The sequence below is a fragment of the Pantoea sp. GL120224-02 genome (assembly GCF_900215395.1).
GTDB lineage: Bacteria > Pseudomonadota > Gammaproteobacteria > Enterobacterales > Enterobacteriaceae > Pantoea > Pantoea communis.
This window is the reverse complement of record NZ_OBEC01000005.1, coordinates 329,004-355,934: the sequence shown is the minus strand read 5'-3', so window position 1 is coordinate 355,934 and position 26,931 is coordinate 329,004. Positions and strand designations below refer to the sequence as shown.

The 26,931-nt window shown below is 55.9% G+C and carries 25 protein-coding genes; 16 read left to right on the top strand and 9 right to left on the bottom strand.

Annotated elements, in window-relative coordinates:
- Positions 1-131: 131 nt before the first annotated feature.
- Both mrcB and hrpB read right to left on the bottom strand, forming a co-directional pair.
- Complete coding sequence (gene mrcB / locus CRO33_RS12700) at positions 132-2,669, bottom strand: bifunctional glycosyl transferase/transpeptidase (RefSeq protein ID WP_097118379.1); 2,538 nt, start codon at positions 2,667-2,669, stop codon at positions 132-134.
- Positions 2,670-2,767: 98 nt separating this feature from the next.
- The gene (gene hrpB, locus CRO33_RS12695) at positions 2,768-5,239 is read right to left on the bottom strand and encodes an ATP-dependent helicase HrpB (RefSeq protein ID WP_097118378.1); all 2,472 of its coding nucleotides are present in this window, start codon (positions 5,237-5,239) and stop codon (positions 2,768-2,770) included.
- Positions 5,240-5,264: 25 nt separating this feature from the next.
- On the opposite strand from hrpB, the gene thpR reads away from it, so the two are divergent.
- The 9 genes from thpR to panD all read left to right on the top strand — a co-directional run bounded on the left by thpR (position 5,265) and on the right by panD (position 12,343).
- The gene (gene thpR, locus CRO33_RS12690) at positions 5,265-5,804 is read left to right on the top strand and encodes an RNA 2',3'-cyclic phosphodiesterase (RefSeq protein WP_097118377.1); all 540 of its coding nucleotides are present in this window, start codon (positions 5,265-5,267) and stop codon (positions 5,802-5,804) included.
- Complete coding sequence (sfsA, locus tag CRO33_RS12685) at positions 5,805-6,521, top strand: DNA/RNA nuclease SfsA (protein WP_097118376.1); 717 nt, start codon at positions 5,805-5,807, stop codon at positions 6,519-6,521.
- Positions 6,522-6,779: 258 nt separating this feature from the next.
- On the top strand, positions 6,780-7,235 hold the full coding sequence (gene dksA / locus CRO33_RS12680) for an RNA polymerase-binding protein DksA (RefSeq protein ID WP_034829547.1): 456 nt from the start codon (positions 6,780-6,782) through the stop codon (positions 7,233-7,235).
- A gap of 70 nt (positions 7,236-7,305) precedes the next feature.
- Complete coding sequence (gene gluQRS, locus CRO33_RS12675; RefSeq protein WP_097118375.1) at positions 7,306-8,241, top strand: tRNA glutamyl-Q(34) synthetase GluQRS; 936 nt, start codon at positions 7,306-7,308, stop codon at positions 8,239-8,241.
- 36 nt (positions 8,242-8,277) lie between these two features.
- Entirely contained in the window at positions 8,278-9,693 is a 1,416-nt protein-coding gene (gene pcnB, locus CRO33_RS12670) for a polynucleotide adenylyltransferase PcnB (RefSeq protein WP_217992809.1), read from the top strand.
- Positions 9,690-10,175, top strand: a complete 486-nt coding sequence (gene folK, locus CRO33_RS12665; protein ID WP_097118373.1) for a 2-amino-4-hydroxy-6-hydroxymethyldihydropteridine diphosphokinase — start codon at positions 9,690-9,692, stop codon at positions 10,173-10,175. The genes pcnB and folK overlap by 4 nt, the downstream gene beginning before the upstream one ends.
- A gap of 82 nt (positions 10,176-10,257) precedes the next feature.
- Positions 10,258-11,052: a 3-methyl-2-oxobutanoate hydroxymethyltransferase gene (gene panB, locus CRO33_RS12660; protein WP_097118372.1), complete on the top strand. Its 795-nt coding sequence runs from the start codon at positions 10,258-10,260 to the stop codon at positions 11,050-11,052.
- Between the two features lie 15 nt (positions 11,053-11,067).
- Positions 11,068-11,922, top strand: coding sequence for a pantoate--beta-alanine ligase (gene panC / locus CRO33_RS12655; RefSeq protein WP_097118371.1), 855 nt, complete (start codon positions 11,068-11,070; stop codon positions 11,920-11,922).
- A 40-nt stretch (positions 11,923-11,962) separates the two neighbouring features.
- Complete coding sequence (gene panD / locus CRO33_RS12650) at positions 11,963-12,343, top strand: aspartate 1-decarboxylase (protein ID WP_034829560.1); 381 nt, start codon at positions 11,963-11,965, stop codon at positions 12,341-12,343.
- A 37-nt stretch (positions 12,344-12,380) separates the two neighbouring features.
- On the opposite strand, the gene CRO33_RS12645 is transcribed toward panD, so the two are convergent.
- The 3 genes from CRO33_RS12645 to hpt form a co-directional block, all read right to left on the bottom strand.
- Positions 12,381-13,151 (bottom strand): ABC transporter permease, encoded by a 771-nt coding sequence (locus CRO33_RS12645; protein WP_034829563.1) that lies wholly within the window; start codon positions 13,149-13,151, stop codon positions 12,381-12,383.
- The gene (locus CRO33_RS12640; protein WP_097118370.1) at positions 13,148-14,071 is read right to left on the bottom strand and encodes an ABC transporter ATP-binding protein; all 924 of its coding nucleotides are present in this window, start codon (positions 14,069-14,071) and stop codon (positions 13,148-13,150) included. The genes CRO33_RS12645 and CRO33_RS12640 overlap by 4 nt, the downstream gene beginning before the upstream one ends.
- Before the next feature lie 245 nt (positions 14,072-14,316).
- Complete coding sequence (gene hpt, locus CRO33_RS12635) at positions 14,317-14,853, bottom strand: hypoxanthine phosphoribosyltransferase (RefSeq protein ID WP_039331277.1); 537 nt, start codon at positions 14,851-14,853, stop codon at positions 14,317-14,319.
- Between the two features lie 166 nt (positions 14,854-15,019).
- On the opposite strand from hpt, the gene CRO33_RS12630 reads away from it, so the two are divergent.
- Positions 15,020-16,309 carry a cystathionine gamma-synthase family protein gene (locus CRO33_RS12630; RefSeq protein WP_097118369.1) on the top strand — a complete coding sequence of 430 codons (1,290 nt, stop codon included), beginning with the start codon at positions 15,020-15,022 and terminating at the stop codon, positions 16,307-16,309.
- A 252-nt stretch (positions 16,310-16,561) separates the two neighbouring features.
- On the opposite strand, the gene cueO is transcribed toward CRO33_RS12630, so the two are convergent.
- A complete protein-coding gene (cueO, locus tag CRO33_RS12625; RefSeq protein WP_097118368.1) occupies positions 16,562-18,184 on the bottom strand; it encodes a multicopper oxidase CueO in 1,623 nt (540 codons plus the stop codon).
- A 177-nt stretch (positions 18,185-18,361) separates the two neighbouring features.
- Here cueO and CRO33_RS12620 point away from each other — a divergent pair, with 177 nt between their 5' ends.
- From CRO33_RS12620 to speD, 3 genes are all read left to right on the top strand, one after another.
- Positions 18,362-18,709 (top strand): YacC family pilotin-like protein, encoded by a 348-nt coding sequence (locus CRO33_RS12620; RefSeq protein ID WP_097118367.1) that lies wholly within the window; start codon positions 18,362-18,364, stop codon positions 18,707-18,709.
- Positions 18,710-18,817: 108 nt separating this feature from the next.
- A complete protein-coding gene (gene speE / locus CRO33_RS12615; protein WP_097118366.1) occupies positions 18,818-19,681 on the top strand; it encodes a polyamine aminopropyltransferase in 864 nt (287 codons plus the stop codon).
- A 5-nt stretch (positions 19,682-19,686) separates the two neighbouring features.
- A complete protein-coding gene (speD, locus tag CRO33_RS12610) occupies positions 19,687-20,496 on the top strand; it encodes an adenosylmethionine decarboxylase (protein WP_097118365.1) in 810 nt (269 codons plus the stop codon).
- A gap of 118 nt (positions 20,497-20,614) precedes the next feature.
- On the opposite strand, the gene CRO33_RS12605 is transcribed toward speD, so the two are convergent.
- From CRO33_RS12605 to dtnK, 3 genes are read right to left on the bottom strand one after another with little or no spacing between them, the layout of a single operon-like run.
- On the bottom strand, positions 20,615-21,376 hold the full coding sequence (locus CRO33_RS12605) for a DeoR/GlpR family DNA-binding transcription regulator (RefSeq protein ID WP_034829581.1): 762 nt from the start codon (positions 21,374-21,376) through the stop codon (positions 20,615-20,617).
- A 6-nt stretch (positions 21,377-21,382) separates the two neighbouring features.
- Positions 21,383-22,363: a D-threonate 4-phosphate dehydrogenase gene (locus CRO33_RS12600; protein WP_034829583.1), complete on the bottom strand. Its 981-nt coding sequence runs from the start codon at positions 22,361-22,363 to the stop codon at positions 21,383-21,385.
- On the bottom strand, positions 22,356-23,627 hold the full coding sequence (dtnK, locus tag CRO33_RS12595; RefSeq protein ID WP_097118364.1) for a D-threonate kinase: 1,272 nt from the start codon (positions 23,625-23,627) through the stop codon (positions 22,356-22,358). The genes CRO33_RS12600 and dtnK overlap by 8 nt, the downstream gene beginning before the upstream one ends.
- A gap of 189 nt (positions 23,628-23,816) precedes the next feature.
- Here dtnK and CRO33_RS12590 point away from each other — a divergent pair, with 189 nt between their 5' ends.
- The 3 genes from CRO33_RS12590 to CRO33_RS12580 are packed head-to-tail and all read left to right on the top strand — an operon-like array spanning position 23,817 to position 26,875.
- Positions 23,817-24,965, top strand: a complete 1,149-nt coding sequence (locus CRO33_RS12590; RefSeq protein ID WP_097118363.1) for an iron-containing alcohol dehydrogenase — start codon at positions 23,817-23,819, stop codon at positions 24,963-24,965.
- A gap of 17 nt (positions 24,966-24,982) precedes the next feature.
- Entirely contained in the window at positions 24,983-25,867 is an 885-nt protein-coding gene (locus CRO33_RS12585) for a dihydrodipicolinate synthase family protein (RefSeq protein ID WP_097118362.1), read from the top strand.
- A 54-nt stretch (positions 25,868-25,921) separates the two neighbouring features.
- Positions 25,922-26,875, top strand: coding sequence for a phosphoglycerate dehydrogenase (locus tag CRO33_RS12580; protein WP_097118361.1), 954 nt, complete (start codon positions 25,922-25,924; stop codon positions 26,873-26,875).
- Positions 26,876-26,931 lie beyond the last annotated feature (56 nt).

Sequence of the window (26,931 nt, the reverse complement as noted above, 5' to 3'; positions counted from 1 at the left end):
TGGCGAGATCCGCAAGATGTAATGCCTGATGGCGGTGCGTTTGCGACCAGATCGTGCATGTCCATGATCGCGATTAACAAATCACAGGCATGAAAAAGGGCGCCGTAGCGCCCTCAGTTTTCTGCAGCTAACTATTTGCTGCCGAACATATCCTTGATCCAGCCCGCCACGCCGTCAGCATCTTTCTGCTCACCCTGCTGCTGCTGAGGTGACTGCTGCTGAGGTTGCGACTCTTGCTGCTGTTGGATCTGCTGCTGTTGCTGGATCTGTTGCTGGCACAGCGCGTTAGGATCTAACGTCCACACTGGCAGTGAACGCCAGGTGCTGCTACCAGAACCACACACGAAGTTACCGGCAGAGTCGACGTTCATCTGCGTGATATCTTCTGGCGGTGTCAGCACCAGCGGCATCGGCGCCTGGTTGTCGAGATAACGGCGATAAATCTGCATCGCACCGCTCGCACCGTACAGCTTCGACGTCTGGTTGTTGTCGCGGCCAACCCAGGTGATCGCGACCTCTTTGCCATCAATACCCGCAAACCAGCTATCGATCAGATCATTGGTGGTACCGGTTTTACCCGCCAGATGGGCATTCGGGTAACGCGCGCCCAGCGCACGGGCGGTGCCGTGATCGGCAACTTGCTGCATGGTGTACAAGGTCATATAAGCAGCCTGCGCCGGTTCAACGCGTTGCGCCTGCGGGAAGCTCTGGTACAACACCGTGCCATCTTCAGCAATCACCGAACGTACCGCCGACAGGTCGGCGCGGTTACCGCCGCTGGCGATCGACTGGAACGCCTGTGCCGCTTCGATCGGTGTCAGGTTAAGTGCTCCCAGTAACATCGCTGGCACCGGATTAAGCTGATCTTTCGGCACGCCCAGCTTCGTCCAGGTATCCACCACCGAAGGCAGACCCAATGTCATCCCCAGATTTACGGTAGGTACGTTCATGGAGTTGGTTAAGGCATCCACCAGCATCACTTTGCCGCTGAAACGCTTGTCGTCGTTCATCGGTTTCCAGATGGAACCGTTCGGCTGTTTCAGCGCAATCGGCTCATCCGCCAGCCAGGTGTTCAGCCGATAGGTATTCGGCTGGCTCAATGCGGTGAGATAGGTCGCCGGTTTAGCCAGTGAGCCAATAGAACGACGCGCCTGCAGCGCACGGTTATAGCCCGCGAACTGCGGATCGGCACCGCCCACCATGGCACGCACTTCACCACTGAAGCGATCCACCACCACCATCGCGGTTTCCAGATCCTTCAAGCCACGCTGTTTTTTCAGCGCCGGGATGCCATCTTCGACCGCTTTTTCCGCCGCATCCTGAGAGATAGGATCGAGCGTGGTGAAGATCTTCACGCCAGACAGATCTTTAATCTTGTCGCCCAGTTTGGCCTGCAACTCGTTACGTACCATCTGCATAAAGGCAGGCTGCGGCGTGATCACGCCCCCTTTCGGCTGCACACCCAGCGGACGCGCCGAGAGCATATCGTACAGCTCCTGATCGATGACGTTCTGCTGTTGCAGCAAACGCAGCACCAGGTTGCGGCGCTCGAGAGCCAGTTTCGGGTTGCGCCACGGGTTATACAGCGAAGCACCTTTCACCATACCGACCAGCATCGCCTGCTGATCGAGGCTCAGCTCATCGACGGGACGACCGAAGTAATACAAACTCGCCAGCGGGAAGCCACGGATCTGATCGTTGCCCGCCTGACCGAGGTAAACCTCGTTGAGGTACAGCTCAAGGATGCGATCTTTGCTGTAACGCGCATCCATGATCACTGCCATGTAAGCTTCACGCGCTTTGCGCCACAGTGAACGCTCGTTGGTCAGGAACAGGTTTTTCACCAGCTGCTGCGTCAAGGTACTGCCGCCCTGTACCGCTTTACCTGCCGTGATATTGGCAAGGAATGCACGGCCAATCGAATACGGGCTAATACCATCATGCTCATAGAAGTGACGGTCTTCGGTCGCGATCAGCGTACTGACCAGCAGATCCGGGAAGCCCGCACGCGGCACGAACAGACGCTGCTCACCGTTCGGCGATTGCAGCATGGTGATCAAACGTGGATCAAGGCGGAAGAAGCCAAAATCACGTCCGGTATCGAGGTTTTTAATCTCGCTCAGTTCGTTGTTGCTGAACGTCAGACGGGCGTTGATCTGCCCCTCTTTGCTGTCCGGGAAGTCAAACGGACGACGCAGCAGATCGATGGTGTTGCCTTTGACGCTAAATTCGCCCGGACGGGTAATGCGCGACACTTCGCGATACTGCGTGCCTTCCAGCAGCGCAATCATCTCTTTTTTGTCGTACGACATCCCCGGCTCAAGGCTCACCATGCGGCCGTAGACAGCAGCAGGCAACTGCCACACTTTACCGTCGATGCGGCTGCGGATTTCAGAGTCGAGATAGATGCCCCAGGCCACCATCACGACCACAAAGACCAGGAAAAGCTTAATTAACCAGCCTAACCAACGACGTTTGCCGCGTGGCGGACGTTTTCCTTTCCCTTTACCTTTTGGTGGCACCGGTGTGCTCTCCTCATCGTCTTTGTCAAAATCGTCCTGATCGATATCATCATCAAGCTCCCTGCGGCGACCCCGGCGCGCAGTGCTGCGCGGCGGCTTTGGCGCTTTTCCTTTACGCCCAATAGGTTCGCGATCGTTCCCAGACATGCTTTTATTCTCCAGGCATAGCTACGGCTACGGCCGTTACTCTAACTGCTTTCTCGTGCTGCGCATGGCAGAACCCTCTGAATTCGATCCACAGAGTGTCACGATGAAAATTTCTTGGTGCGCCTTGTCGGTAAGGCGTTTGCCGGATCGTCGGGCCAGGGATGTTTGGGATAGCGCCCTTTCATCTCTTTCTGCACTTCTGGATACGCTCCGCGCCAGAACGCAGCGAGATCACGGGTGATCTGCAACGGACGCTGCGCCGGTGACAACAACTCCAGCACCAGCGGAATGCGGCCTTCGGCCACCGCGGGATTTTGCGCTTCCCCAAACATCTCCTGCATACGCACTGCCAACGCTGGAGGCTTTTCAGCATCGTAACGAATAGGCAGGCGACTTCCGGTCGGCACAGTGTAATGAGTTGGCAGCACAGTATCCAGCCGCTGACGTTGTGACCATGTCAGCAAATGTAATAATGCGCTGACAAGATTGACGGCCTGCAGGCTCTTGAGATCGCGCACGGAACCCATCTCGGGTAACAGCCAACGCTCCAGCGAGTCGAGCAGGCTCTCATCGTCCAATGGCGGCCACGCCTCTTCCGGCAGCCACTCGGCGGCACAATGCAAACGCAAACGCAGCTGTTCCGCTTCGGGGGTCCAGCCGAGTACCGAGAGCCCTTTTTCGCGGATCCAGCGCAACATCGCCGGGTGTAAAATCTCCGGTTCCGGTCGCGCCTGCGGCTGTGCTTTTAGGACCAGCGCACCCACGAGTTCCCGTTTCCAGGCGCGCAATGTCCCTTTCTCCTCATCCCATTCCACATCAATGCGCTGCGACACCAGTTCAGGACATTGCTGGCGTAACGCACTTATCTCTACCGGCAGCGCCAGTAACATGCGGGCTTCGGCGGCACTGGCGCCCTGTAACAGGGTCGGCGCGATTAACCACTCATAGCGGCTCAGGCCATCCTGTTCATCCAGCATGGCGCCAATACCGTTAGCCAGCTGATAGCGTGCGCTTTCGCCTCGCCGCTGCGCCAGACGATCGGCAAAGCCTGCCACCAATAATGCGGGGAAAAGATCGGGATTGACGCGGCCATCGCTGGCATTCAACCGTTGCTGCCACTGACGCGCGCGCCTTTGCCAATGCGGCTGTGGTCGATTAAGGGCGTCGCGCAAATCTGCACTACCGTTGCGCGGTGGATCTTCAAGTATCGCCACCAGCAGAGCGGCACTGGCGATGGCATCCTGACTTTGTGCCGCACACAGAATCGCCGTCAAACGTGGATCGCTGCCAAGCGTCGCCATTTTACGGCCGCGCGCGTTAAGCCTGCCGTTTTCTAATGCGCCTAAGCGCGTTAGCAAAGCCTGTGCCGCTCGCAAGCTGAGTTGCGGTGGCGCGTCCAGCCAGCAGAGCTGTGACGCATCCTGGCAACCCCATTGCAGCAAATCGATCTGCAGCGCAGCCAAATCGCTATTGAGGATTTCGGGTTCACTTTGCGCCGCTGCACGCATCGCCTGCTCCTGCGGCAGCAAATGCAGGCAAATACCGGGTTCAAGACGCCCGGCTCGCCCGGCTCGCTGGGTCATGGAAGCCTGGCTGATGCGTTGCGTTTGCAGGCGCGTGACGCCGCTACGCACATCAAACTGTGCCGAACGCTCCAGCCCGCTATCCACCACTAAGCGGATACCTTCAATAGTGAGACTGGTTTCGGCAATGTTTGTGGCGAGCACCACTTTGCGGCGACCGGCAGGCGCAGGCAGAATCGCTCGACGCTGCGCATCCAATGACAGCGCACCATATAAAGGAGAGAGATCCACGTCTTCATCGACGCGGGATTCCAGCTCGCGCTTTACGCGCTCAATTTCTGCCACGCCCGGCAGGAACAGCAGCAGCGAGCCCGACTCCTCACGCAGCAACTGCGCCACTTCTCGCGCCACCGCTTCGTCAAAACGTTGCTGCGGGTTGAGTGAGGCATAACGGCGTATCACCGGAAAGCTGCGTCCTTCAGAAACAATAAAAGGCGCAGCAGGCAGCAGCTGACGCAACCGATCGTTATCCAGCGTTGCGGACATCAGCAGAATTTTCAGGTCATCGCGCAGCCCTTGTTGCACATCCAGCAGCAGCGCCAGCGCCAAATCAGCCTGTAGGCTGCGCTCATGAAACTCATCGAGGATCACCAGCGACACACCTTCGAGCATCGGATCGCGCTGCAACATGCGCGTCAGAATGCCTTCGGTCACCACTTCCAGTCGCGTATGGGGGCCGCAGCAGTTTTCACCGCGCATGCGATAACCCACGGTGCCACCGGGCTGTTCCCCCAACTGATCCGCCAGGCGCTGCGCCACATTTCGCGCCGCCAGACGACGCGGCTCAAGCATAATGATGCGCCCCGGCAGCACCGACTGCTGTAGCAGTTGCAGCGGCAGCCAGGTCGATTTTCCCGCGCCGGTGGGTGCCGCCAGTAAAACTTGTGATGACTGAGACAATGCATCGAGCAATGCAGGCAGCACCTCACTTACCGGTAATTCACTCACACTTAACTCCCACTCTGCCTGTGCTAACATGGCGCGCATTGTAGCACTCAACGGCCACGTCACCATGTCGATACAACGTCTGTTTTTTGCCCTCGAACTGCCCGCGCCACTCCAGCAACAGCTGGTACAGTGGCGCGCAGATCACTTTGCAGAAGGGGCAGGAAAACCGGTGGCCGCCGCCAATCTGCATCTGACGCTGGCGTTTCTGGGGGATGTCAGTGCCGAGACCTCGCAGCAGTTACAGCAGTTAGCTTCGCGCATTGTTCAGCCCGGTTTTAGCCTGGATTTGGATGATGCGGGACACTGGCCGCGCCCCGGTGTCGTGTGGCTTGGCTGCCAACGTGCGCCACGCGGCTTGTTGCAGTTAGCGAGCCTGCTGCGTGCTCAGGCGGCACGCCATGGCTGCGCCCAGAGTGCACAGCCTTTTCACCCGCATATCACTTTGTTGCGCCACGCCACGCAAAAAGTGGCCTTACCCCCGCGCGGCTTTCACTGGCAGTACGATGTCAGTGACTTTGCGCTGTTCTCATCGACCTTTAGCCAGGGACGCACCCGCTATCGGCGGCTGGCGCGCTGGCCATTGCCCTCTTCGTCAGGAGCCTGAATGCAGTTTGATCCACCGTTAAAACCCGCTCGTCTTATCGCGCGCTATAAGCGCTTTCTTGCCGATGTCGTGACGCCAGAGGGGGAGACACTGACCATTCACTGCGCCAATACCGGCGCGATGACCGGCTGCGCCACACCGGGCGATACCGTGTGGTACTCCACCTCAGACAGCATCACGCGCAAGTATCCGCACAGCTGGGAACTGACCGAGACACAACAAGGCCACTGGATCTGCGTGAACACCCTCAGAGCCAATCAACTGGTGCGTGAAGCCTTAACCCTTGAGGCCATTCCAGAATTGTCCGCTTACAGCCACTGCCAACCTGAAGTGAAATACGGTACGGAAAAAAGCCGAATTGACTTCCTGCTGCAAGCGGAGGGCAGATCAAACTGCTATATTGAAGTCAAGTCCGTCACCCTTTTACAGCAGGGTAAAGGCTTTTTTCCGGATGCGGTGACGGCTCGAGGACAGAAGCATCTGCGCGAACTCAGTGCTATCGCGGCAGAGGGTCATCGAGCTGTTTTGTTGTTCGCCGTTCTGCATACGGGGATTGAGGACGTCTCCCCGGCGCGCCATATCGACGCACACTACGCAGAACTACTGGGACAGGCTCAACGCTGTGGAGTGGAAGTGTTGGCGTATCAGGCTCAGATATCACCTGCTCAAATGTTACTCACTCAGCCGCTCGCGGTGACGATTAACGTAGAGTTGTAATATTTATAGCAATTTGCTGTGATAGGAATGTTCTGGGCGGTGCGCTAAATACGCTGTTCCTCACAGGCTTGTCAAGGTGCGAATATGAATAATTGCCAACCTTGACTGCTTCTGCTATTTATAGCGGCCTGTTTTTTCCCTGATGGGAATCGATATACCCCTTAATAATTCGCGTTGCTGGCAGTCGGTGGTCAATTTAGCCAATGCACATGCAACCTGAAGTATGACGGGAAGGGCGTGTTATCCAGGAGAAACAACATGCAAGAAGGGCAAAACCGTAAAACATCGTCCCTGAGTATCCTCGCCATCGCTGGTGTGGAGCCGTATCAGGTGAAACCGGGCGAAGAGTATATGAACGACGCCCAACTGAGCCATTTCCGCAAGATTCTGGAAGCCTGGCGCAACCAACTTCGGGATGAAGTAGACCGCACTGTGTCGCATATGCAGGACGAAGCTGCGAACTTCCCGGATCCGGTAGACCGTGCCGCGCAGGAAGAAGAGTTCAGCCTGGAATTACGTAACCGCGATCGTGAGCGTAAATTGATCAAGAAGATCGAGAAGACGCTGAAGAAAGTGGATGACGACGATTTCGGCTACTGTGATTCTTGTGGTGTAGAAATTGGTATTCGTCGCCTTGAAGCGCGTCCGACTGCCGATCTTTGCATCGACTGCAAAACGCTGGCTGAAATCCGCGAGAAGCAGATGGCAGGCTAATGGCCGTGAGCAGACTGTCGCCGCACTGCCGGGAAAACCACTGTTTTCCCGGCGTGCGGTGCACCTCAAAATGAACTCTTCAACCTCTTCCTGCGTCGGGCGTTTCGCTCCCTCTCCTTCTGGTGATCTGCATTTTGGTTCGCTGATAGCTGCCTTAGGCAGCTACCTGAGCGCGCGTGCGCAACAAGGCCGTTGGCTGGTGCGTATTGAAGATATCGATCCGCCGCGAGAAGTGGCTGGCGCAGCGACACGCATCCTGAAACAGCTGGAGCATTATGGCCTGCAGTGGGATGGCGACGTGTTGTGGCAGTCGCATCGTCATGATGCCTACCGGGAAGCGCTGAGCTGGCTGCAACAGCACCGTCAAAGCTACTTTTGTACCTGCACGCGCAGCCGTATTCAGCAGCTTGGGGGGTTCTACGACGGTCACTGTCGGGAATTACATCTCCCTGCAGAGAACGCAGCGCTGCGCCTGCGTCAGCATGCGCCGGTTTATGGCTTTAACGATCGCCTGCGCGGCCATTTAGCGGCAGAGCGCTCGCTGGCGGAAGAAGATTTTATTATCCATCGCCGGGATGGTTTGTTTGCTTATAACCTGGCGGTAGTAGTAGATGACCATTTTCAGGGTGTGACGGAAATCGTACGCGGGGCAGATTTGATTGAACCCACGGTGCGTCAAATCGCGCTCTACCAGCAGTTCGGCTGGCCGGTGCCTGCGTATCTGCACCTGCCGCTGGCCATCAATGACGATGGCAATAAGCTCTCTAAACAGAATCATGCGCCCGCTCTACCTGATGGGGATGCGCGCCCATTGCTGGTATGCGCGTTGCACTTGCTGGGGCAATCGGTTTTAGAGAGTTGGCAAGATGCCACAGTGGAGCAACTGCTCGATAACGCGGTGGCACAGTGGAGTATCCAACTGATCCCACAACAGAACGCGCGAATCACGGATGAGGCGACATCGCCATTCCTAAATGGTTCGCAACAGGCTATGATTAGCCGCTGATTTATTAACACCCTTTTATCACTGTCGAGGTGTCCCATTTTTACCCGAGTCGCAAATTTTTGCCGGAGAGTCCTCAAGCGTGACGAGGAGGCGCCTGAAGAGGTGGAAACTGAAAGTCTGATGACCGTCATTCCCCGTGAAAGCCATAACATCTCACGCAAAGATATCAGCGAAAACGCCCTTAAAGTGCTGTATCGCCTGAATAAAGCCGGTTTCGAAGCTTACCTGGTAGGCGGCGGCGTGCGCGATTTGCTGCTGGGTAAGAAGCCAAAAGACTTTGATATCACCACCAACGCCACGCCTGAGCAGATGCGCAAATTGTTCCGCAACTGCCGTCTCGTCGGTCGTCGTTTCCGTCTGGCACATGTGATGTTCGGTCCTGAAGTGATCGAAGTCGCGACTTTCCGTGGCCATCACCAGGAAGAAGCTGAAGACGATCGCAACAACTCCCAGCGCGGCCAGAATGGCATGCTGCTGCGTGATAACATTTTTGGCAGCATCGAAGATGATGCCCAGCGCCGCGATCTCACCATCAACAGCCTGTATTACAGCGTGGCGGATTTCTCCGTACGTGATTACGTCGGCGGTTTGCAGGATCTGGAAGACGGCGTGATCCGTTTGATTGGCGATCCGGAAACCCGTTATCGCGAAGATCCGGTACGTATGCTGCGCGTGGTGCGTTTTGCCGCCAAGCTGGAGATGCGCATTGCCGCGGAAACTGCCGAGCCGATTCCGCGCCTGGCCACGCTGCTGAATGACATTCCGCCTGCGCGTCTGTTTGAAGAATCCCTTAAATTGCTGCAAGCCGGTTACGGATTCCGTACCTATCAGATGATGCGTGAGTACCATCTGTTCCAGCCGCTTTTCCCTACCCTGACGCGTGGCTTCACCGCCGAAAGCGACAGTCTGATGGAGAAAATGCTGGCTCAGGTGCTGAAGAACACCGACAACCGCATTCAGAACGATATGCGCGTCAATCCGGCCTTCCTGTTTGCCGCGATGTTCTGGTATCCGCAGCTGGAATCGGCCCAACGCATTGCGCAGGAAAGCGGACTGACCTATTACGACGCCTTTGCGCTGTCGATGAACGAAACGCTGGATGAAGCCTGCCGTGCGCTGGCGATTCCTAAGCGTATCACCACCCTGATTCGCGATATCTGGCAGCTGCAGTTGCGCATGTCACGTCGTCATGGCAAACGCGCATGGAAGCTGATGGAGCATCCTAAATTCCGTGCCGCTTATGATCTGCTGGCGCTGCGAGCCGATGTGGAACACAACCGCGAACTGCAAAGCCTGACCCATTGGTGGGGCGAGTTCCAGGCTGCGGCGCCGGTCGAGCAGAAAACCATGATGAACACGCTGGGCGATGATCCGGTGGCACCGCGTCGCAAACCACGTCGTCCGCGCCGTCGTCCAACCGGCCCGCGCCGCGATACCAATAGCGCATCATGATTCGTGTTTACCTCGCCTTAGGCAGTAATCTGGCCGACCCGCTGCATCAGGTTGATGCAGCGCTGGCCGCGATTGATGCGATACCGCACACCTCGCGCGTCGTCACCTCTTCGCTGTATCGCACGCCACCGTACGGCCCGCCAGACCAGCCCGATTACCTGAATGCGGTGGTCGCGCTGGACACCACGCTGGAAGCTGAAGCGCTGCTCGATCATACGCAACGTATCGAGCTGGAGCATGGGCGTGTGCGCAAAGCGGAGCGCTGGGGACCGCGCACCCTCGATATCGACATCATGCTGTTTGGTCAGCAGACGATTCACACCCCACGTCTCACCGTGCCACACTACGACATGCACAACCGTGCGTTTATGCTGGTACCGCTGCTGGAAATCGCGCCTGGCCTGCGCTTGCCCAACGGTCAGCCACTGACCGGCATCCTCGCCACGCTGGATCGCAGCACCATCCGCTTGTGGTCTGAGTAGGCGGCAATAATCGCACTACGGTCGTATCGCCTTTTCAATCAATCCAGTACACTGCGCGCATCAGAAAACTCTGGAGTGTGCGATGAAACCGACAACCATCTCCCATTTACGCCAGCTCAAAGCCAGTGGCCGCAAATTTGCCACCCTGACGGCCTACGACTTTAGCTTTGCCCGCCTGTTTGCCGATGAAGGCATTCAGGTGATGCTGATTGGCGACTCCCTTGGCATGACCGTGCAAGGCCATGAATCCACATTACCTGTCACCGTGGCGGATATCGCTTATCACACCGCGTCCGTGCGCCGAGGCGCGCCGAATGCGTTGGTGATGGCCGACCTGCCGTTCATGAGTTACGCCACACCGCAGCAAACCTTCGATAACGCCGCTCAACTGATGCGTGCCGGTGCCAACATGGTGAAGCTGGAAGGCGGTGAATGGCTGGCAGACACCGTGCGTATGCTTACCGAGCGCGCCGTGCCGGTCTGTGGTCATTTAGGCCTGACGCCACAGTCAGTGAACATCTTTGGTGGCTACAAGGTGCAGGGCCGTGATGAAGCGGGCGCGGAGCGTTTGCTGGCCGATGCACTGGCGCTGGAAGCCGCCGGAGCACAATTGATGGTGCTGGAGTGTGTGCCGGTGGCGCTGGCAGAGCGTATCACCAAAGCGTTGAGCATTCCGGTCATCGGTATTGGTGCGGGTAACGTCACCGATGGACAGATTCTGGTGATGCACGATGCCTTTGGCATTACCGGCGGTCATATTCCTAAATTTGCCAAAAATTTCCTCGCGGAAACCGGCGACATTCGCGCGGCAATTCGCCAGTATATTGCCGACGTTGAGGCGGGCATCTACCCTGCCGCCGAACACAGTTTCCAGTAAATCAGGAGAGTTGCAGTGCTGATTATTGAATCGCTGCCGATGCTGCGACGAGAAATTCGTCGCTGGCGGCAGGAAGGCAAACGTATCGCGCTGGTGCCCACCATGGGCAACCTGCATGACGGCCACCTGACGTTGGTGGATGAAGCGCGCGAGCGGGCCGATATCGTGGTGGTCTCGATCTTCGTCAACCCGATGCAGTTTGAACGCGCCGATGACCTGGCGCGTTATCCCCGCACCTTGCAGGACGATTGCGAGAAGCTCAATCGTCACAGTGTCGATTTGGTGTTTTCCCCTGCGCCAGCGGATGTGTATCCCAAAGGGCTGGATAGCCAGACCTTCGTTGAAGTTCCGGGGTTATCGTCTCTGCTGGAAGGTGCCAGTCGTCCCGGTCACTTCCGCGGTGTGTCCACTATTGTGAGCAAACTGTTTAATCTGGTGCAGCCCGATATTGCCTGTTTTGGTGAGAAAGATTTCCAGCAGTTAGCCATTATTCGCAAGATGGTGGCCGACATGGGCTTCGATATCGAGATTGTCGGCGTGCCAACCGTACGCGCGCAAGATGGTTTGGCGTTGAGCTCACGTAACGGTTATCTCACCAGCGAAGAGCGCGCGATTGCTGCGGGTCTGAGCCAGGTGATGAACAGCATGGCCGAGCGTCTGAACAACGGCGAACGCCATGTTGAAGAGATTATCGAAACGGCCGAGGCCGCATTGCGTGAGAAAGGCTTCCGCCCTGATGGCCTGGCCATTTGCGATGCCGACAATTTGCAGCCGCTGACGGTGGATAGCCAGCGCGCCGTGATTCTGATGGCCGCCTGGTTGGGGAATGCGCGCCTGATCGATAATCAGCAAGTGGATCTGACGGAGTAACCTCCGTCGTTTAATCGCAGCTTAATAAGGTTATCCCGTTATGATTCGTACCGTACTTCAGGGCAAACTGCACCGCGTGAAAGTTACGCAGGCAGATTTGCACTACGAAGGTTCCTGCGCCATCGACCAGGATTTTCTTGATGCATCCGGCATTCTGCAATACGAAGCCATCGACATTTATAACGTCACCAACGGTCAGCGTTTCTCCACCTACGCGATTGCCGCTGAGCGTGGCTCGAAGATCATCTCCGTCAATGGTGCCGCCGCCCGTTGTGCCTGTGAAGGTGACATCATGATCATCTGCTCTTATGTGCAGGTGGAAGATGAAGTCGCCCGTAGCTGGCAGCCCAAAGTCGCTTATTTCGAAGGCGACAACGAGATGAAACGCATCGCTAAAGCGTTGCCGGTTCAGGTGGCTTGATACAACGAGGGCGGCCATTCGGCCGCCCCCGTAAAACTTAAGTCCGCAATCCGCGACCGCGCTGAATCAACGCATACACCAGTACGTAAAACACCACGATAAAGGCAATCAGCACTGACAGGGTAAACACCAGCGGCACATCATTGATGCCGAGGAAACCGTAGCGGAATCCACTGATCATATATACCACCGGGTTCAGTTTCGACACCGCCTGCCAGAACGGCGGCAGCAGCGTCAGCGAATAGAACACCCCCCCCAAATAGGTTAACGGTGTCAGCACGAAGGTGGGGATCAAGCTGATATCGTCAAAGGTACGCGCAAACACCGCATTCAGCAGGCCAGCCAGCGAGAACAGAATCGCAGTCAGCAGCAGCGTCAGGGCCACCATTGACCACGAGTGCACGTGGAACGGCACAAAGAACAGCGAAATCGCCGTCACCAGAATACCGACGCACACGCCACGCGCCACGCCGCCGCCAACATAACCAGCGATGATAATGTGCGTGGGCACCGGCGCCACCAGCAGCTCTTCAATATTGCGCTGGAATTTGGCGCTGAAGAATGAAGAGGCCACGTTGGCGTAAGCGTTGGTAATCACCGCCATCATGATCAGACCCGGCACGATGAACTGCATATAGCTGAAGCCATGCATATCGCCGATGCGTGAACCAATCAGATTACCGAAGATGATGAAATAGAGCGTCATGGTGATCACCGGTGGCACCAGCGTCTGAATCCAGATGCGGGCAAAACGGTTGATCTCCTTGGCCCAGATACTCTTGAGCGCCACCCAGTATAAATGTGTCATGCTTTCACTCCTTTACCCTGGGTCAGGCTGACGAACAGCTCTTCAAGGCGGTTCGCTTTGTTACGCATACTCAGCACCTGCACACCCTGCGCACTCAGCTGGCTGAACACGCTGTTGAGCCCCTGCTCACGCATCACTTCCACTTCCAGCGTAGAGGTATCCACCAGGCGATACTGGAAGCCTTCCAGCTGCGGCAGCGGACTACGCGGCGCCAGATCGAGGATGAAGGTTTCCGATTGCAGCTTTGACAGCAGGCCTTTCATCGAGGTGTTTTCCACCAGCTCACCGCTCTGAATAATGCCGATATTGCGGCACAGCATTTCTGCTTCTTCCAGGTAGTGCGTGGTGAGAATAATGGTGGTGCCTTTGATGTTGAGATCTTTCAGGAAGGTCCACATTGAACGACGCAGTTCGATATCGACACCTGCGGTCGGTTCATCCAGAATCAGCAGTTTTGGCTCGTGCATCAGCGCACGTGCGATCATCAAACGGCGTTTCATCCCGCCCGACAGCATGCGTGCACGCTCGTTGCGTTTGCCCCACAGATCGAGTTGGTTAAGGTATTTTTCCGCGCGCTTGTTAGCTTCAGAACGCTCCACGCCGTAGTAACCCGCCTGATTCACCACAATCTGCATCACGGTTTCAAACGGGTTAAAGTTGAACTCCTGCGGAACCAGACCCAGCTGGCGTTTCGCATTGACCACGTCTTTTTCCAGGTCATAGCCAAACACCCGCACGCTGCCGCCGGATTTATTCACCAGCGAACTGATGATGCCGATAGTGGTCGATTTACCCGCGCCGTTTGGCCCGAGCAGTGCGTAAAAATCGCCTGCCTCAACGTTGAGATCAAGCTTCTTCAGCGCCTGAACGCCGCCGGGATAGGTTTTGGTGAGCCCGGAAAGTTCCAGTGCATAAGTCATTGCGAATCCATACCCTGTTGTAGTGACATCAAAGCCCTATGAAATGATAGTGCGCTCACGCCGAGCATGCGGGGTTATTCAGAGATAACGAGTGAAAAATCAAAGATGAAGCGCTGAGCGATAACCCGCGACACTTTACCACTCTGCATGCGGTAGGGGAACGCAAGCGCAGCCCGTCAGTCATTGACTCGCGGGCTGCGCATCTTATCGCAGGCTGGCGGGATTAGCCTTGGAAGATTGTGCGGTTATTCACCGGTCGGGATAACTTTGCCAATATACGGCAGATGACGATAGCGCTGCGCGTAGTCGATACCAAAGCCGACCACGAACTCGTCAGGAATGGTGAAACCAACGTATTCCACGGTCACTTCCACTTCGCGACGCTCTGGTTTATCCAGCAGCGTGCAGATGGCCAGTGACTTTGGCTCGCGCAGGCGCAGGATCTCGCGCACTTTGCTCAGCGTGTTGCCAGAATCGATGATGTCTTCCACGATCAGCACGTCTTTGCCGCGAATGTCCTCATCCAGATCTTTCAGGATTTTCACGTCGCGGGTCGATGACATGCCGCTGCCGTAGCTGGAGGCGGTCATAAAGTCGACTTCATGCGGGACATCGATGGCACGGCAGAGATCGGCCATAAACATAAAGGAGCCACGCAGCAGACCCACCAACACCATTTCGCTGCCGCTGCTACGGTAGTGTTCGCTAATCTGCTTGCCCAGTTCGGCAATACGGGTTGCAATCTCCTGCTCAGAGATCATCACGTCGACGGTGTGTTTCATTGCATTCGCCTGGTTAAGGTTTTCAGAAAGCCACGAAGTCTATCATAGTCGAACCAACCTCTAACGCCGCGCACAGAACGCAAACGATACCGTGGCAAAATTTATTGCGCTGGCCTTAACTACAGAAAACCCACCCGCACTCTCACCGGTATTCTCTGGAGATCCTATGGCCGCTTCATCCAGTAAAAAAACACAGATTGGCACCCACGATCTGCATCCGGAAACGCAGATGCTTAATTACGGTTACGATCCGCGGCTATCGGAGGGCGCAGTCAAACCTCCTGTATTCCTGACTTCGACCTTTGTGTTCAACAGCGCCGAAGAGGGACAGGACTTTTTTGATTTCGTTGCCGGACGTAAGCAGCCACCGGAGGGCAAGAGCGGTGGGCTGGTATACTCACGCTTTAACCATCCCAATAGCGAGATTGTGGAAGATCGGTTGGCCATCTATGAACAGGCAGAAAGTGCCGCGCTGTTCTCCTCCGGAATGTCGGCCATTGCCACCACGCTGCTGGCGTTTGCGCGGCCAGGTGAAGTGATTTTGCATTCGCAGCCGCTGTACGGCGGCACTGAAACGTTGCTAAGCAAAACGCTGCACGATTTAGAGATTAAAGCCGTCGGCTTCAGCGATGGCACCGATGAAGACAAAGTGTATGAAGCAGCCAAACTGGCGTGGCAGCGCGGTCGTGTGGCGCTGATTCTGATTGAGACGCCGGCCAACCCGACCAACAGCCTGGTGGATATTCAGCTGATGAAGCAGGTAGCAGATGTCATCACCCAGCAGCAAGGTTCGCGCCCGATTCTCGCCTGCGATAACACCTTGCTTGGCCCGCTGTTTCAACGCCCTTTGCAGCACGGTGCAGACTTGTCGCTCTACTCGCTCACCAAATATGTCGGCGGCCATTCGGATCTGATTGCCGGTGCGGTGCTGGGCAGCAAAGCGCTGGTGAGCAAGGTGCGATCGCTGCGCAGCGCCATCGGCACCCAACTTGATCCGCACTCCAGCTGGATGATTGGACGATCGCTGGAAACGCTGTCGTTGAGGATGGAGAAAGCCGCCAGCAATGCAGAAAAAGTCGCCGCGTTTTTGCGTGATAACCCGCAGGTAGAAAAATTGCACTGGCTGCCCTATCTCGATGCGGACACCTCTGCGGGTGAAACCTTCCAGCGACAATGCAGCGGCGCAGGTTCCACCTTCTCGTTCGATATCAAAGGCGGCCAGCCAGCAGCATTTCGTTTTCTCAATGCCCTTGCGTTGTTTAAACTGGCCGTGAGCCTGGGCGGTACCGAATCACTCGCCAGCCATCCGGGCAGCACCACCCATTCCGGCGTGCCGCAGGAAGTACGCCAGCGTATTGGCATTACCGATGCCACGGTACGTTTGTCGATTGGTATCGAGCATGCTGATGATTTGATTGAGGATATCCGGCTGGCACTGGAATCGGCTCAGGCATAATCACTTGCCTCGCACGCTCAGAGAGGAGTTAGCGGCGTTGACCAGGCATCGAGCAGCAGGATAAGGCTGTCCGATGTCCACGCTCGTGTGCTGCCGTAAACCAGGCCACTTGTGCCCTGCCCCTGTAACAGGAAATCAGGCCATTGGCGCCCTGATACTGCTGCTGAGCAGTAAAATGCCACGCTTATGCCTTGGTGTTGCTAAACAACCCGCAGCGAAGACGTTTTGGCTTCGCTGCGGTGAGGCAGTCACTTAGCCGACAGTGAAGCCTAGCATCATGCCGGTATCTTCATGCTCCAGCAGATGGCAATGCGCCATGTAGGCGTTATCGGCATTGGCAACGTAGTTAAACCGCACCAGCACCTCACTGCGCCAGCCGTTCACGCTGACCATGTCTTTCCAGCCCGCGCGATGCGGCGCTGGCGGCTTGCCGTTTTCTGACAGGATGCGGAACTGAGTGCCATGAATGTGGAACGGATGCAGCATGGCATCGCCCTCACCGGAAATGGTCCATTTTTCCAGCTTGCCGAGTTCAGCATTGAACATCGGCTTGGTCATGTTAAACGCCTGACCGTTGATTTTATTGCCGTTGTGGAAATCGTAAGCCGCTGTTTTTGCGTGATCCATCGGCATACTGCCATGGTCCATCTTCATGGCACCGCCGCTCATGTCCATGTTGCCATGATCCATCTGCATGGTCCCACCCTTCGAGTCCATGTTGCCATGATCCATTTTCATCCCGGCCATGGCTTGATGACCGTAACGATCCATCAGCGCCTGCATGCCTTGTTGATCCAGTTGCGGATCCATCATCAGTTGCAGCCAGCGGCTTTGCACGCCTTCCACTGATGGTAGCGGCGGCAGATCCACCAGCTTATCCGGCATAGAACCACTTGCCATCACGCGCAGTGGCAGAATTTGCACCAGCGGCAAGGGTTGATCAAAGGGTGCCAGCGTCATGCCCATCTGCGTCACCGGCAGCGTCACCATGTCGAAGGTTTTGCCGTCTGAAGTATCAATCATCACTTCGAAACGCTCGCCAGGCAGCAGCGGCAGGCTATCCACTTTTACCGGCTCGGCCAGCAAACCGCCATCGCTGGCAATCACGTACATTGGGCGCTTATCACTGGTGGCGATATCCAGCGAACGGGCATTGCAGCCGTTCAACAGACGCAAGCGCAGCCAGCCGCGTGGCACCGCTTGCTGCGGATACTGCACGCCGTTGGTTAACATCATGTCACCAAACCAGCCCACCGCCGCGCGCATGATGTCGAGTTGGTAATCGATTTTTGCGCCGTCTTTGGTCAGCTGTTTATCCTGGAAAATCAGCGGCACGTCATCTTCGCCCCACTGCATCGGCAGACGCAATTTACCGGAATCTTCGTCCTCTAACAGCACCAGTCCCGCCAGCCCCTGCGCCACCTGATAGCCGGTTTTGCCATGCTGATGCGGATGGAACCAACAGGTGGCAGCCGGTTGATCGGGCGTAAAGGTCACCTGACGTGAGGCACCGGGCGCAATCAGTGCTTGCGGTCCACCATCAACATCGCCAGGAATTTCCAGACCGTGCCAGTGCAATGTCGTTGCTTCCGCCAGCCGATTATGAATATTCACCGTAACGGCTTTCTCGCGCGGCAACCGCAGCGCCGGGCCGAGCAGACTGCCGTTATAGCCCCACGTCGGGACGGATTTGCCGTTCCATTGGCTGGTGCCACTCATCGCGGTGAGCGTGTACGCTCCGCGTGCATCGGGCTGCAAAATAGAGGGGATCGGTAGCAGCGGGCGCGTCGCCGCCATTAACGAACGGCTCCACAAAGGCAGCGCACCTGCCGCGCTGAGTGCGGCGGTCAACTTTAGAAAATGACGACGTTGCATATTCTTATCCTTGTCGTGAATAAGGGCACAGCGTAAACCTTTACCCTGCGGGAGGGTCAAGCTCCTTAACAGAATGCGCCGATAAAAACCGTGGGAATGCCCCATTTGGGCAAATTTAGCGGAATCCCTGCAATAACTGTGCTAACGTCAATAAATTGTCCCTTGTTGAGAATGATTATGACGAAAAGCATCAAGATCCTGCTGCTGGCGGGACTCCTTGGCTTCTCCTCCACCAGTTTTGCCCTGAGCGAATCCGAAGCTGAAGATCTGGCCGATCTGACCGCGGTGTTTGTTTACCTGAAGAACGATTGTGGCTATCAGGATCTGCCCGATGCGCAAATTCGCAAAGCGCTGGTGTTTTTTGCCCAGCAGAACCGCTGGGATCTGGGCAATTACAGCAACTACAACATGAAGTCGCTCGGCGAAGAGAGTTACAAAGATTTGAGCGGTATCGCCATTACCAATGACAAGAAGTGTAAGTCGCTGGCGCGTGACTCGCTGAGTCTGCTCGCTTACGTCAAATAGCCCGCCATCCCGCTCTGCTGCTGAAGATTTGACCGTGCAACCACGGTCATATTTCGCTATGCTTTTTCCCCTAATTTCATGGCGATGACATTCGAGGAGAGCCCCATCATGGCCCAGAATGAAATGTGGTATGAGACGCTTCATGCCGGATTTGGACAGTATTTCACGGTAGATAAACTGCTTTATCGCGACAAAACGGCGCATCAGGATCTGGTGATCTTTGAAAATGCCGCTTTTGGTCGTGTCATGGCGCTGGACGGTGTGGTGCAAACCACCGAGCGCGATGAGTTCATCTACCACGAAATGATGACCCACGTGCCAATCCTGGCGCACGGCAAGGCGAAACGCGTGCTGATCATTGGCGGTGGCGATGGCGCCATGCTGCGCGAGGTCTTACGTCACCAAACGATTGAACAGATCACTATGGTTGAGATCGATGCCGGCGTGGTGAGTTTTTGCAAGACGTATCTGCCCAATCACAGCGCCGGTGCCTATGACGATCCACGGCTGAATTTGGTGATTGATGATGGTGTGAATTTCGTCACCCAGACGCAAGAGAAGTTCGACGTCATTATTTCCGATTGCACCGATCCCATCGGTCCCGGTGAAAGTCTGTTTACCTCTGAATTCTATGCCGGCTGTAAACAGGCGCTAAATCCCGGCGGAATCTTTGTGGCACAGAACGGCGTCTGTTTCCTGCAGCAGGACGAAGCGATCAACAGCCATCGTAAACTTGGCCATTACTTCTCCGACGTCAGCTTTTATCAGGCGGCGATCCCCACCTATTACGGCGGCATCATGACATTTGCCTGGGCAAGCGACAACGAGATGCTACGCCAGTGGGATGCAGTCACCCTGCAATCACGCTTTGACGACGCGGGCCTACGCTGCCGCTACTACAATCCCGCGATTCATGTCGGTAGCTTTGCCTTACCGCAATATCTGCTGAATGCCTTGTCGTGTGAGGAGTGACGAAATTGCAAAAGCTGAAACTACACGGCTTCAATAATCTGACGAAGAGCCTGAGTTTTTGTATTTACGATATTTGCTACGCCAACAGCGAAGCGGAGCGTGATGGCTACATCGCCTATATTGATGAGCAGTATAATGCGAATCGCCTCACCGAAATCCTGACTGAGACCTGCTCAATCATTGGTGCCAACGTGCTGAACATCGCGCGACAAGATTATGAACCGCAGGGTGCCAGCGTCACCATTCTGGTCAGCGAAGAGCCGATCAATCCGCAGGATATCGATAAATCTGAGCATCCGGGTCCGCTGCCCAATTCGGTGGTGGCGCATCTGGATAAGAGCCATATTTGCGTGCACACCTATCCAGAAAGCCATCCTGAGGGGGGATTGTGCACCTTCCGCGCTGATATCGAAGTCTCCACCTGTGGGGTGATTTCGCCGCTTAAGGCGCTGAATTACCTGATTCACCAACTGGAATCGGACATCGTTACCATTGATTATCGCGTGCGTGGTTTTACCCGTGATGTGAATGGCTTAAAGCACTTTATCGATCACGAGATCAATTCGATTCAGAACTTTATGTCCGAGGATATGAAGTCGATGTACGACATGGTGGATGTGAACGTCTATCAGGAAAATATCTTTCACACCAAGATGTTACTGAAGGAATTTGACCTGAAATATTACCTGTTCAATACCAGGCCTGAAGAACTCAACCCGCAGGAGCACAAGCGCATCACCAATCTGCTGTGGAAAGAGATGCGTGAAATCTACTACGGCCGCAATATTCCGGCGACGGGATTGAAGCTATCGTAGTGGGCTGCGGTTAACGGGTGCGCATCAATGGGCACCTACGCAAGCAAATGTCGGTGCAGGGCTAGCATTGGGTTAACCCTGTTGCTGAAGGGTCGCCTTTGATGGCGACCTTGTTACATCAGGCTGTCAGCTGCAAACCAATGCCACGCTCACGCAACGCGCGACAAACTGCGTCGTCGAGACGCGCATCCGTCACCACATCGGTCAAACTATCAATCGGTGCGGCGCAGTATAGCGACCAGGAACCGTACTTACTGCTGTCAGCCAGCAGGATGCGGCGGCGCGCATTCGCCAGCAGATCCATCTTCAGACCGGCTTTATCTTCCGTCGGCGTCGTAATCCCGCGTTCGATACTCCACGAGTTACAGCTAACGAACGCGATATCCGGATTGATGCTGCGCAGCAGGCGTCGGCCATGCTCCCCAATACAAGACTGACTGGAGTCATCAATACGGCCACCAATAATGGTGGTTTCAATCTGCTTGAATTCAGACAGGAACAGCGCGATATGCAGGTCGGCGGTGATCACTCGCAGTTGCAGATGCGTGAGCTGGCGCGCCAGTTCCAGCATGGTGGTACCGGCATCCAGCACCACGGAGTCGCCCGACTGCACATAGCTGGCGGCAAACTGCGCGATGGCCTGCTTCTCGGCCAGATTACGCTGCATTTTTTCCAGCGTGGTCGGCTGCGCAGGAATAAAACGATTGAGCGTCACTCCGCCATGGCTGCGGCTAATGACGCCTTCCTTGTCGAGCTTGATCAGATCGCGGCGGATCGTCGCCGGTGAAGCCGAGATCGCACTCACCAGCTGTTCTACAGTGACCAGATTATGACTTTTCAGATAGTCCATAATCTGGTCGAGACGGCTTTGTCCCTTCATATTTCCCTATGCTAGCTGCATCGCGAGTTTAATGGATATCGCCATGCTCGCAGAGTTCGCTTTACCTGTCCAGGCGATATCAAACGCCGTGCCGTGGTCCGCAGAAGTACGGATAAACGGCAGGCCAGCGGTGATATTGACGCCATCATAAAAGCCTAACAATTTCAGAGGGATGTGCCCCTGGTCGTGATACATCGCCACCACCATATCGTACTGACCTTGCTGACACTGCAGGAACACGGTATCCGGCGGGCACGGGCCATAAACATCAATGCCCTGCTCTTTCATCACTTTGATTGCCGGTGCTACGGTGGTGATCTCTTCGTCACCAAACAGGCCATTTTCGCCCGCATGCGGATTCACCCCAGCTACGGCAATGCGCGGCTTGTCGAAACCGACGCGGCGCAGGAAGGTATCCGCCATGCCGATCACCGTCTGGATGCGATCGCCATTCAGGGTGTCGAGGAACTTACGCAGCGCGATATGCGTCGTGACGTGAATCACCTTCAGATGATCGGTGTACAGCACCATGGCGTAGTTTTTGGTGTTAGTCAGTTGCGCCAGCAGTTCGGTGTGTCCCGGATAAATATGCCCTGCTGAGTGCAGTGCTTCTTTATTGAGTGGAGCTGTCGCGATTGCGTGCACTTCCCCGGCCAGTGCCAGTTCGGTGGCGCGTTTCACACAACGCCAGGCCAAATCACCGGCTTCTTTCTGCACCACACCCGGTTTTAATGCCTCTGGATTGGCCAGCGGTTCATCGATCACGTTGATGATGCCCGGTGCGAAATGCGCGTCTTTGACGTTATCCAGTACGCGTAATTCTGCCTGCGGCGTAATGTTCAATCCCATCACCCGACGCAGCGTGCTGGCACAGCCGACCACCACTGCCGGGATCCCCGCCAGGTCACCTTCCGCTAACGCTTTAATGATGATCTCCGGGCTGATGCCCGCCGGATCGCCCATGGTCACCGCAATAATTTTATTCACTCGACTTCTCCTCAATGAAACGGATGGCTTCTACCAGGGTGTTTTCGTCACCAAAGCCACCCGCTTTGGTCATCACCGGCAGGTGTAATTCGCTATTTAGCAGAACCCCGTGCGGCACACAGCCCGCCACCAGGCCCTGAATCTGAAAACCACTGGCGCCGAGCGCTTGTGCGACGGCAATTGCCACGTCGCCGCCCGAAAGATACAACCCGGCAGGCAAGGCCTGGCGGCAAACGTTGTGGGTCAATTGGGCGAGAAAGTGGCAGATGCGTTCTCCCAGCTCCTGGCGTGACACCTGATGTTGCTGACACAGCTGTTCAATCTCATGGCGTTGCTCTGCATGCTGTGTGGTGCGCACCACGCAATGTGCGCCGTCGCGTAAAGCCTGTTGCATCGCCTGCTGCCACTCGACAGCCTGCGGCCACGCGGGCTGAGCAAACAACTGACGGATATCAATATCGATAATGCGAATGTCACGTTGGGTCGCGAGGCGGGCGATTTGCTGCTGCGCGATGGCGCTCATCGAACCCACCACGGCCAGCACCGGCCTGGCCGGACGCGTCGCCAGATATTCGCCCAATGCATCACCTAATCCGGAAGCGCCTGCGAGTAAGGGTCGTGCGGGTAAACTCGCCGCCGCCGCCACAATCAGCGCAATATCAGCATCCTGCTCGGCATCCAGCACCACTAAGCCCTTCCTACTGGTAAGCACCTGTGCCAGCTTGCCACTGCGCACCGTCGCCAGGTCCAGAGTTTCACCGGTCAGATCGCTTTGCATGTGCAGGCGGGTTAACACATGGCTACTGGTCACCGGGGTTTTCGGGTCGCTGGCAAATTCGGTGTCCGTCAGACGCTGCTGGTTGATCCAGACTTCACCTTCACGCGTGGTACGGCCCAATTTAGGCACAGCGGGCACCACCAGCGCTAAGGTTTTTCCGCTGGCGTGCAATGCGGCCTCAATCTCTGCGCCCGGATTGCCGCGCAGCGTGGAATCAATCTTTTTAAACAGCCAGCCATCCTGGGCAATCGCCTGATGCTGCTGTAATGCTAGCGTTGTACGATGCGCTGCTTCTGCTGCACTGACTGCACGGCTGTCGGTGCTGATGACCAGCACATCGGCGCTGCTGGCATCGTGGGCAGTACTGCTATCAAACAGCACATGCACCTTTGCGCCTGCTCGCGCCAGTCCGCTACCGGCGTCGTTGGCACCGGTAAAATCATCCGCGATCACTAAGACGGGTGTTTTCCATGGCTGTGAAGTCATTCTCTTTCCTCTGCCGGCAGTTCGCCGTGTTGAGATTGATTATATTCAATCACGATTGATTATATGTGAGCAAGATCAAATTATTTGAAATCAATTTGTCCTATAAATTTAGGCACTGTAGTGACAGAACCCGCACTGAATGAGCAAAGTTAATCATTTAGTACGAAAAAACCGCGATAAGGGTATGAAATGAATATCAACAGCACCGTGATCAGTGGCTTCCAGGCGCTTAATGACCTCAGCTATTTACTGCAGAGTAAAGACAAAGCGCTTCTGGTCACCGACAAGAATATCGAAGGCATTCCAGCGGTTCAGTCGCTGATCGCGCAGCTGAAACAGCAGATCAGCAGTTTGAGCATCGTCAACAGCGTGCCGCCGGAGCCAAGCCAGCACGATGTCGCCGCCATTGTTGCCGCACTACCTTCTACCGACGTCGATCTGGTGATCGGCGTGGGCGGCGGCAGCGTGCTGGATGTCGCCAAACTGCTGTCGATTCTGTGCGTTGATGGCGCGCCAACATTGGATGCCCTGCTGGCCGGAGAGAAACCGCTGGCCCGCACCACGTCACTGTTGATCCCGACTACCGCCGGTACCGGCTCCGAAGCCACGCCAAACGCAATCCTGGCGATCCCAGAGAAAGAGACCAAAGTCGGCATCATCACTCCGGTGATGCTGCCCGATTATGTCGCACTGGTGCCTGAACTGACCACCAGCATGCCGCCACATATCGCCTCTTCGACCGGTATTGATGCACTCTGTCATCTGATCGAGTGCTTTACCGCCACCGTGTCCAATCCGGTGAGTGATAACTATGCGCTGATCGGCATGAAAAAGCTGTTTGCCAGCCTGGAGACCACGATTGCCGAACCGGGCAATCTGGAAGCGCGCCTGAATATGTTGTGGGCTTCTTATTACGGTGGCGCATCGATTGCCCACGCCGGTACCCATCTGGTGCATGCGATGTCCTATCCGCTGGGCGGCAAATATCATCTGCCGCACGGCGTGGCGAACGCCATTCTGCTGGCACCGTGCATGCGCTTTGTACGCCCCGCCGCCGTGAGCAAATTCGCGCAGGCCTACGATCTGCTGCCGGACGCAGATGCCTCACTGGATGAAGAAGCCAAATCGCATGCGCTGGTGGAGTACTTTGCCGCGCTGGTGAAACGTCTCAAACTGCCTGCCAGTCTGGAAGAACTGGGTATCGGCCCGGATCACCTGCCGTATCTGGTTGAAGCCGCGCTCGACGTGCAGCGACTGATGAAGAATGTACCGATGAAAGTGAGCGCCGATGACGTACGAAACGTCTACCTGACACTCTTTCCGGCTTTGAATCACTAAGGATTAATGAGGGCATCATGAGTAAGAAAATTCAGGGCGTATTAACCGCTATCGTCACCACCTTTGACAGTGAAGGTGCGTTTAATCCCGCGGCTCAGCGCCTGCAGGTACAACGTCAGCTCAGCGCGGGTAACGGCATCTTCTGCGGCGGTACCAACGGTGAGTTCTTTGTGCTCAACGAGCAGGAGAAGTTAGCGGTTACCGAAACCTGCGTCGATGAAGTGAACGGCGCTGCCCCGGTTGTGGCGCACATCGGTGAGATCTCTACCCGTGAAACCATCCGCCTCGGCAAACAAGTCGCCAAACTGGGCGTGGATGCGGTTTCGGTGATCACTCCGTATTTCGTGCCGCTGAAGCAGGAAGAGTTGATTGCCCACTACCGCGCGGTGGCAGATGCAATTGAAGTACCGCTGTATCTGTACAACATCCCTGCACGCACCGGCAACACTTTACAGCCGGAAACCGTGCGTGCGCTGGCTTCACATCCCAACATTATCGGCATCAAAGACAGTGCGGGCAGCTATGAGAGCCTGAGCGGTTTCCTGAAGGCCGCTGAAGGCGTGGAAAACTTCAACGTGCTGACCGGCCCAGACTCGCTGATCCACCGTGGCTTTGTTGAAGGTTGTACTGCCTGTATTTCGGGTCTCGCCAACGTGGCGCCGAAAAAGATCAACGCTATCTGGGCACGTTTCCATGCGGGCGATATTGAAGGCTCACGCCAGGCACAAGAGAACATCACGGGCCTGCGCACCGATCTCTACAGCGTTGGTTTCCCACCGGCCACCGTGAAGAAAGCTGTTTCACTGCTGGGTTCAGATGTGGGTAACAGCCGTTATGCGGTGAGCTTCTCTGCCGAAGAAGAGCAGAAGATCCGCCAGATCGTGAATCAGTACCTGCAGTAAAGACCGATTGGGCAGCGGTTGCTGCCCGTTCCAACACCAGGATTGGGAAACGCTATGAAAGTTATCTGTACTTCACCGTCTTTCGCCAAATACGACGCTGCGCCCATTGATGCGCTGGAACAGCAGGGTTTTGAGCTGATCACCCTGCCCGCCGATGCACCGCTTAGCGCGCTGGAGCCGCATCTGGCCGAGACCGTGGCGATGATCGTTGCCTTTACCGATGTGAATGAAGCACTGCTGGCAAAAGCACCTCAGCTGAAGATCGTGTGTAAGCATGGCGTGGGCGTCGACAACATCAATCTGGATGCCACCCGCGCACGCGGCATTTACGTCACCAATGTGCCGGATGCCAATAAACATGCCGTGGCTGACTTCGCGTTCGCGTTGATTCTGAATAGCGCACGCCAGATTACCCAGGCTGCAATTGAAACCCGTGCCGGTAACTGGCCGCGCATCTTTGCCACCGATGTGTATGGCAAAACGCTGGGCATTATCGGCCTCGGGAATATCGGTAAACAGGTTGCGCTGCGTGCCAAAGGCTTCAACATGCGCGTGATTGCTTTCGACTTTTATCCGGATGAAAAATTTGCCGCCGAGCATGGCATCGAATTCGTCAGCCTCGATCAGCTGACCGAAAGCAGCGATTTCATCACCTTGCACAAGCCGCTCACCGATAAAACCCAGAATCTGTTCGATGCTGCGCGCATCAAGCGCATGAAGAAGAGTGCATTCCTGATCAATGCCTCACGCGGTAGCATCGTCAATGAGCAAGATCTGTATCAGGCACTGCTGGACAACGTCATCGCTGGCGCGGCCGCCGATGTGTTTGAGCAGGAACCGCTGGCGGAACATCCGCTGTTCACCCTCAGCAACTTTATCCCGACTTCGCATATCGCGGGTTACACCGACGGTGCCATCAGTGCCATTGGTGAACGTTGCGTCGCGCAGATTGTGCAGTGCATCAAACAGGGCGAGCGCCCGACAAATGTTATGAACGGGCTGGATTAATTTTCTCAAAACCCTACTTAATCCAAATTTTAATCCCCAGTCATTGGTGCTGACGC

Excerpts from the sequence above, each read along its gene's own strand:
- CRO33_RS12630 (WP_097118369.1), top strand. The coding sequence starts at position 15,020 with ATGGCCGCTTCATCCAGTAAAAAAACACAGATTGGCACCCACGATCTG.
- CRO33_RS12585 (WP_097118362.1), top strand. The coding sequence starts at position 24,983 with ATGAGTAAGAAAATTCAGGGCGTATTAACCGCTATCGTCACCACCTTT.
- CRO33_RS12590 (WP_097118363.1), top strand. The coding sequence starts at position 23,817 with ATGAATATCAACAGCACCGTGATCAGTGGCTTCCAGGCGCTTAATGAC.
- panD (WP_034829560.1), top strand. The coding sequence starts at position 11,963 with ATGATTCGTACCGTACTTCAGGGCAAACTGCACCGCGTGAAAGTTACG.
- CRO33_RS12605 (WP_034829581.1), bottom strand. The coding sequence starts at position 21,376 with ATGAAGGGACAAAGCCGTCTCGACCAGATTATGGACTATCTGAAAAGT.
- mrcB (WP_097118379.1), bottom strand. The coding sequence starts at position 2,669 with ATGTCTGGGAACGATCGCGAACCTATTGGGCGTAAAGGAAAAGCGCCA.
- CRO33_RS12640 (WP_097118370.1), bottom strand. The coding sequence starts at position 14,071 with ATGACTTATGCACTGGAACTTTCCGGGCTCACCAAAACCTATCCCGGC.
- CRO33_RS12620 (WP_097118367.1), top strand. The coding sequence starts at position 18,362 with ATGACGAAAAGCATCAAGATCCTGCTGCTGGCGGGACTCCTTGGCTTC.
- hrpB (WP_097118378.1), bottom strand. The coding sequence starts at position 5,239 with ATGCGCGCCATGTTAGCACAGGCAGAGTGGGAGTTAAGTGTGAGTGAA.
- dtnK (WP_097118364.1), bottom strand. The coding sequence starts at position 23,627 with ATGACTTCACAGCCATGGAAAACACCCGTCTTAGTGATCGCGGATGAT.
- thpR (WP_097118377.1), top strand. The coding sequence starts at position 5,265 with ATGTCGATACAACGTCTGTTTTTTGCCCTCGAACTGCCCGCGCCACTC.
- sfsA (WP_097118376.1), top strand. The coding sequence starts at position 5,805 with ATGCAGTTTGATCCACCGTTAAAACCCGCTCGTCTTATCGCGCGCTAT.
- cueO (WP_097118368.1), bottom strand. The coding sequence starts at position 18,184 with ATGCAACGTCGTCATTTTCTAAAGTTGACCGCCGCACTCAGCGCGGCA.
- speE (WP_097118366.1), top strand. The coding sequence starts at position 18,818 with ATGGCCCAGAATGAAATGTGGTATGAGACGCTTCATGCCGGATTTGGA.
- panB (WP_097118372.1), top strand. The coding sequence starts at position 10,258 with ATGAAACCGACAACCATCTCCCATTTACGCCAGCTCAAAGCCAGTGGC.
- CRO33_RS12645 (WP_034829563.1), bottom strand. The coding sequence starts at position 13,151 with ATGACACATTTATACTGGGTGGCGCTCAAGAGTATCTGGGCCAAGGAG.
- hpt (WP_039331277.1), bottom strand. The coding sequence starts at position 14,853 with ATGAAACACACCGTCGACGTGATGATCTCTGAGCAGGAGATTGCAACC.
- folK (WP_097118373.1), top strand. The coding sequence starts at position 9,690 with ATGATTCGTGTTTACCTCGCCTTAGGCAGTAATCTGGCCGACCCGCTG.
- gluQRS (WP_097118375.1), top strand. The coding sequence starts at position 7,306 with ATGAACTCTTCAACCTCTTCCTGCGTCGGGCGTTTCGCTCCCTCTCCT.
- dksA (WP_034829547.1), top strand. The coding sequence starts at position 6,780 with ATGCAAGAAGGGCAAAACCGTAAAACATCGTCCCTGAGTATCCTCGCC.
- CRO33_RS12580 (WP_097118361.1), top strand. The coding sequence starts at position 25,922 with ATGAAAGTTATCTGTACTTCACCGTCTTTCGCCAAATACGACGCTGCG.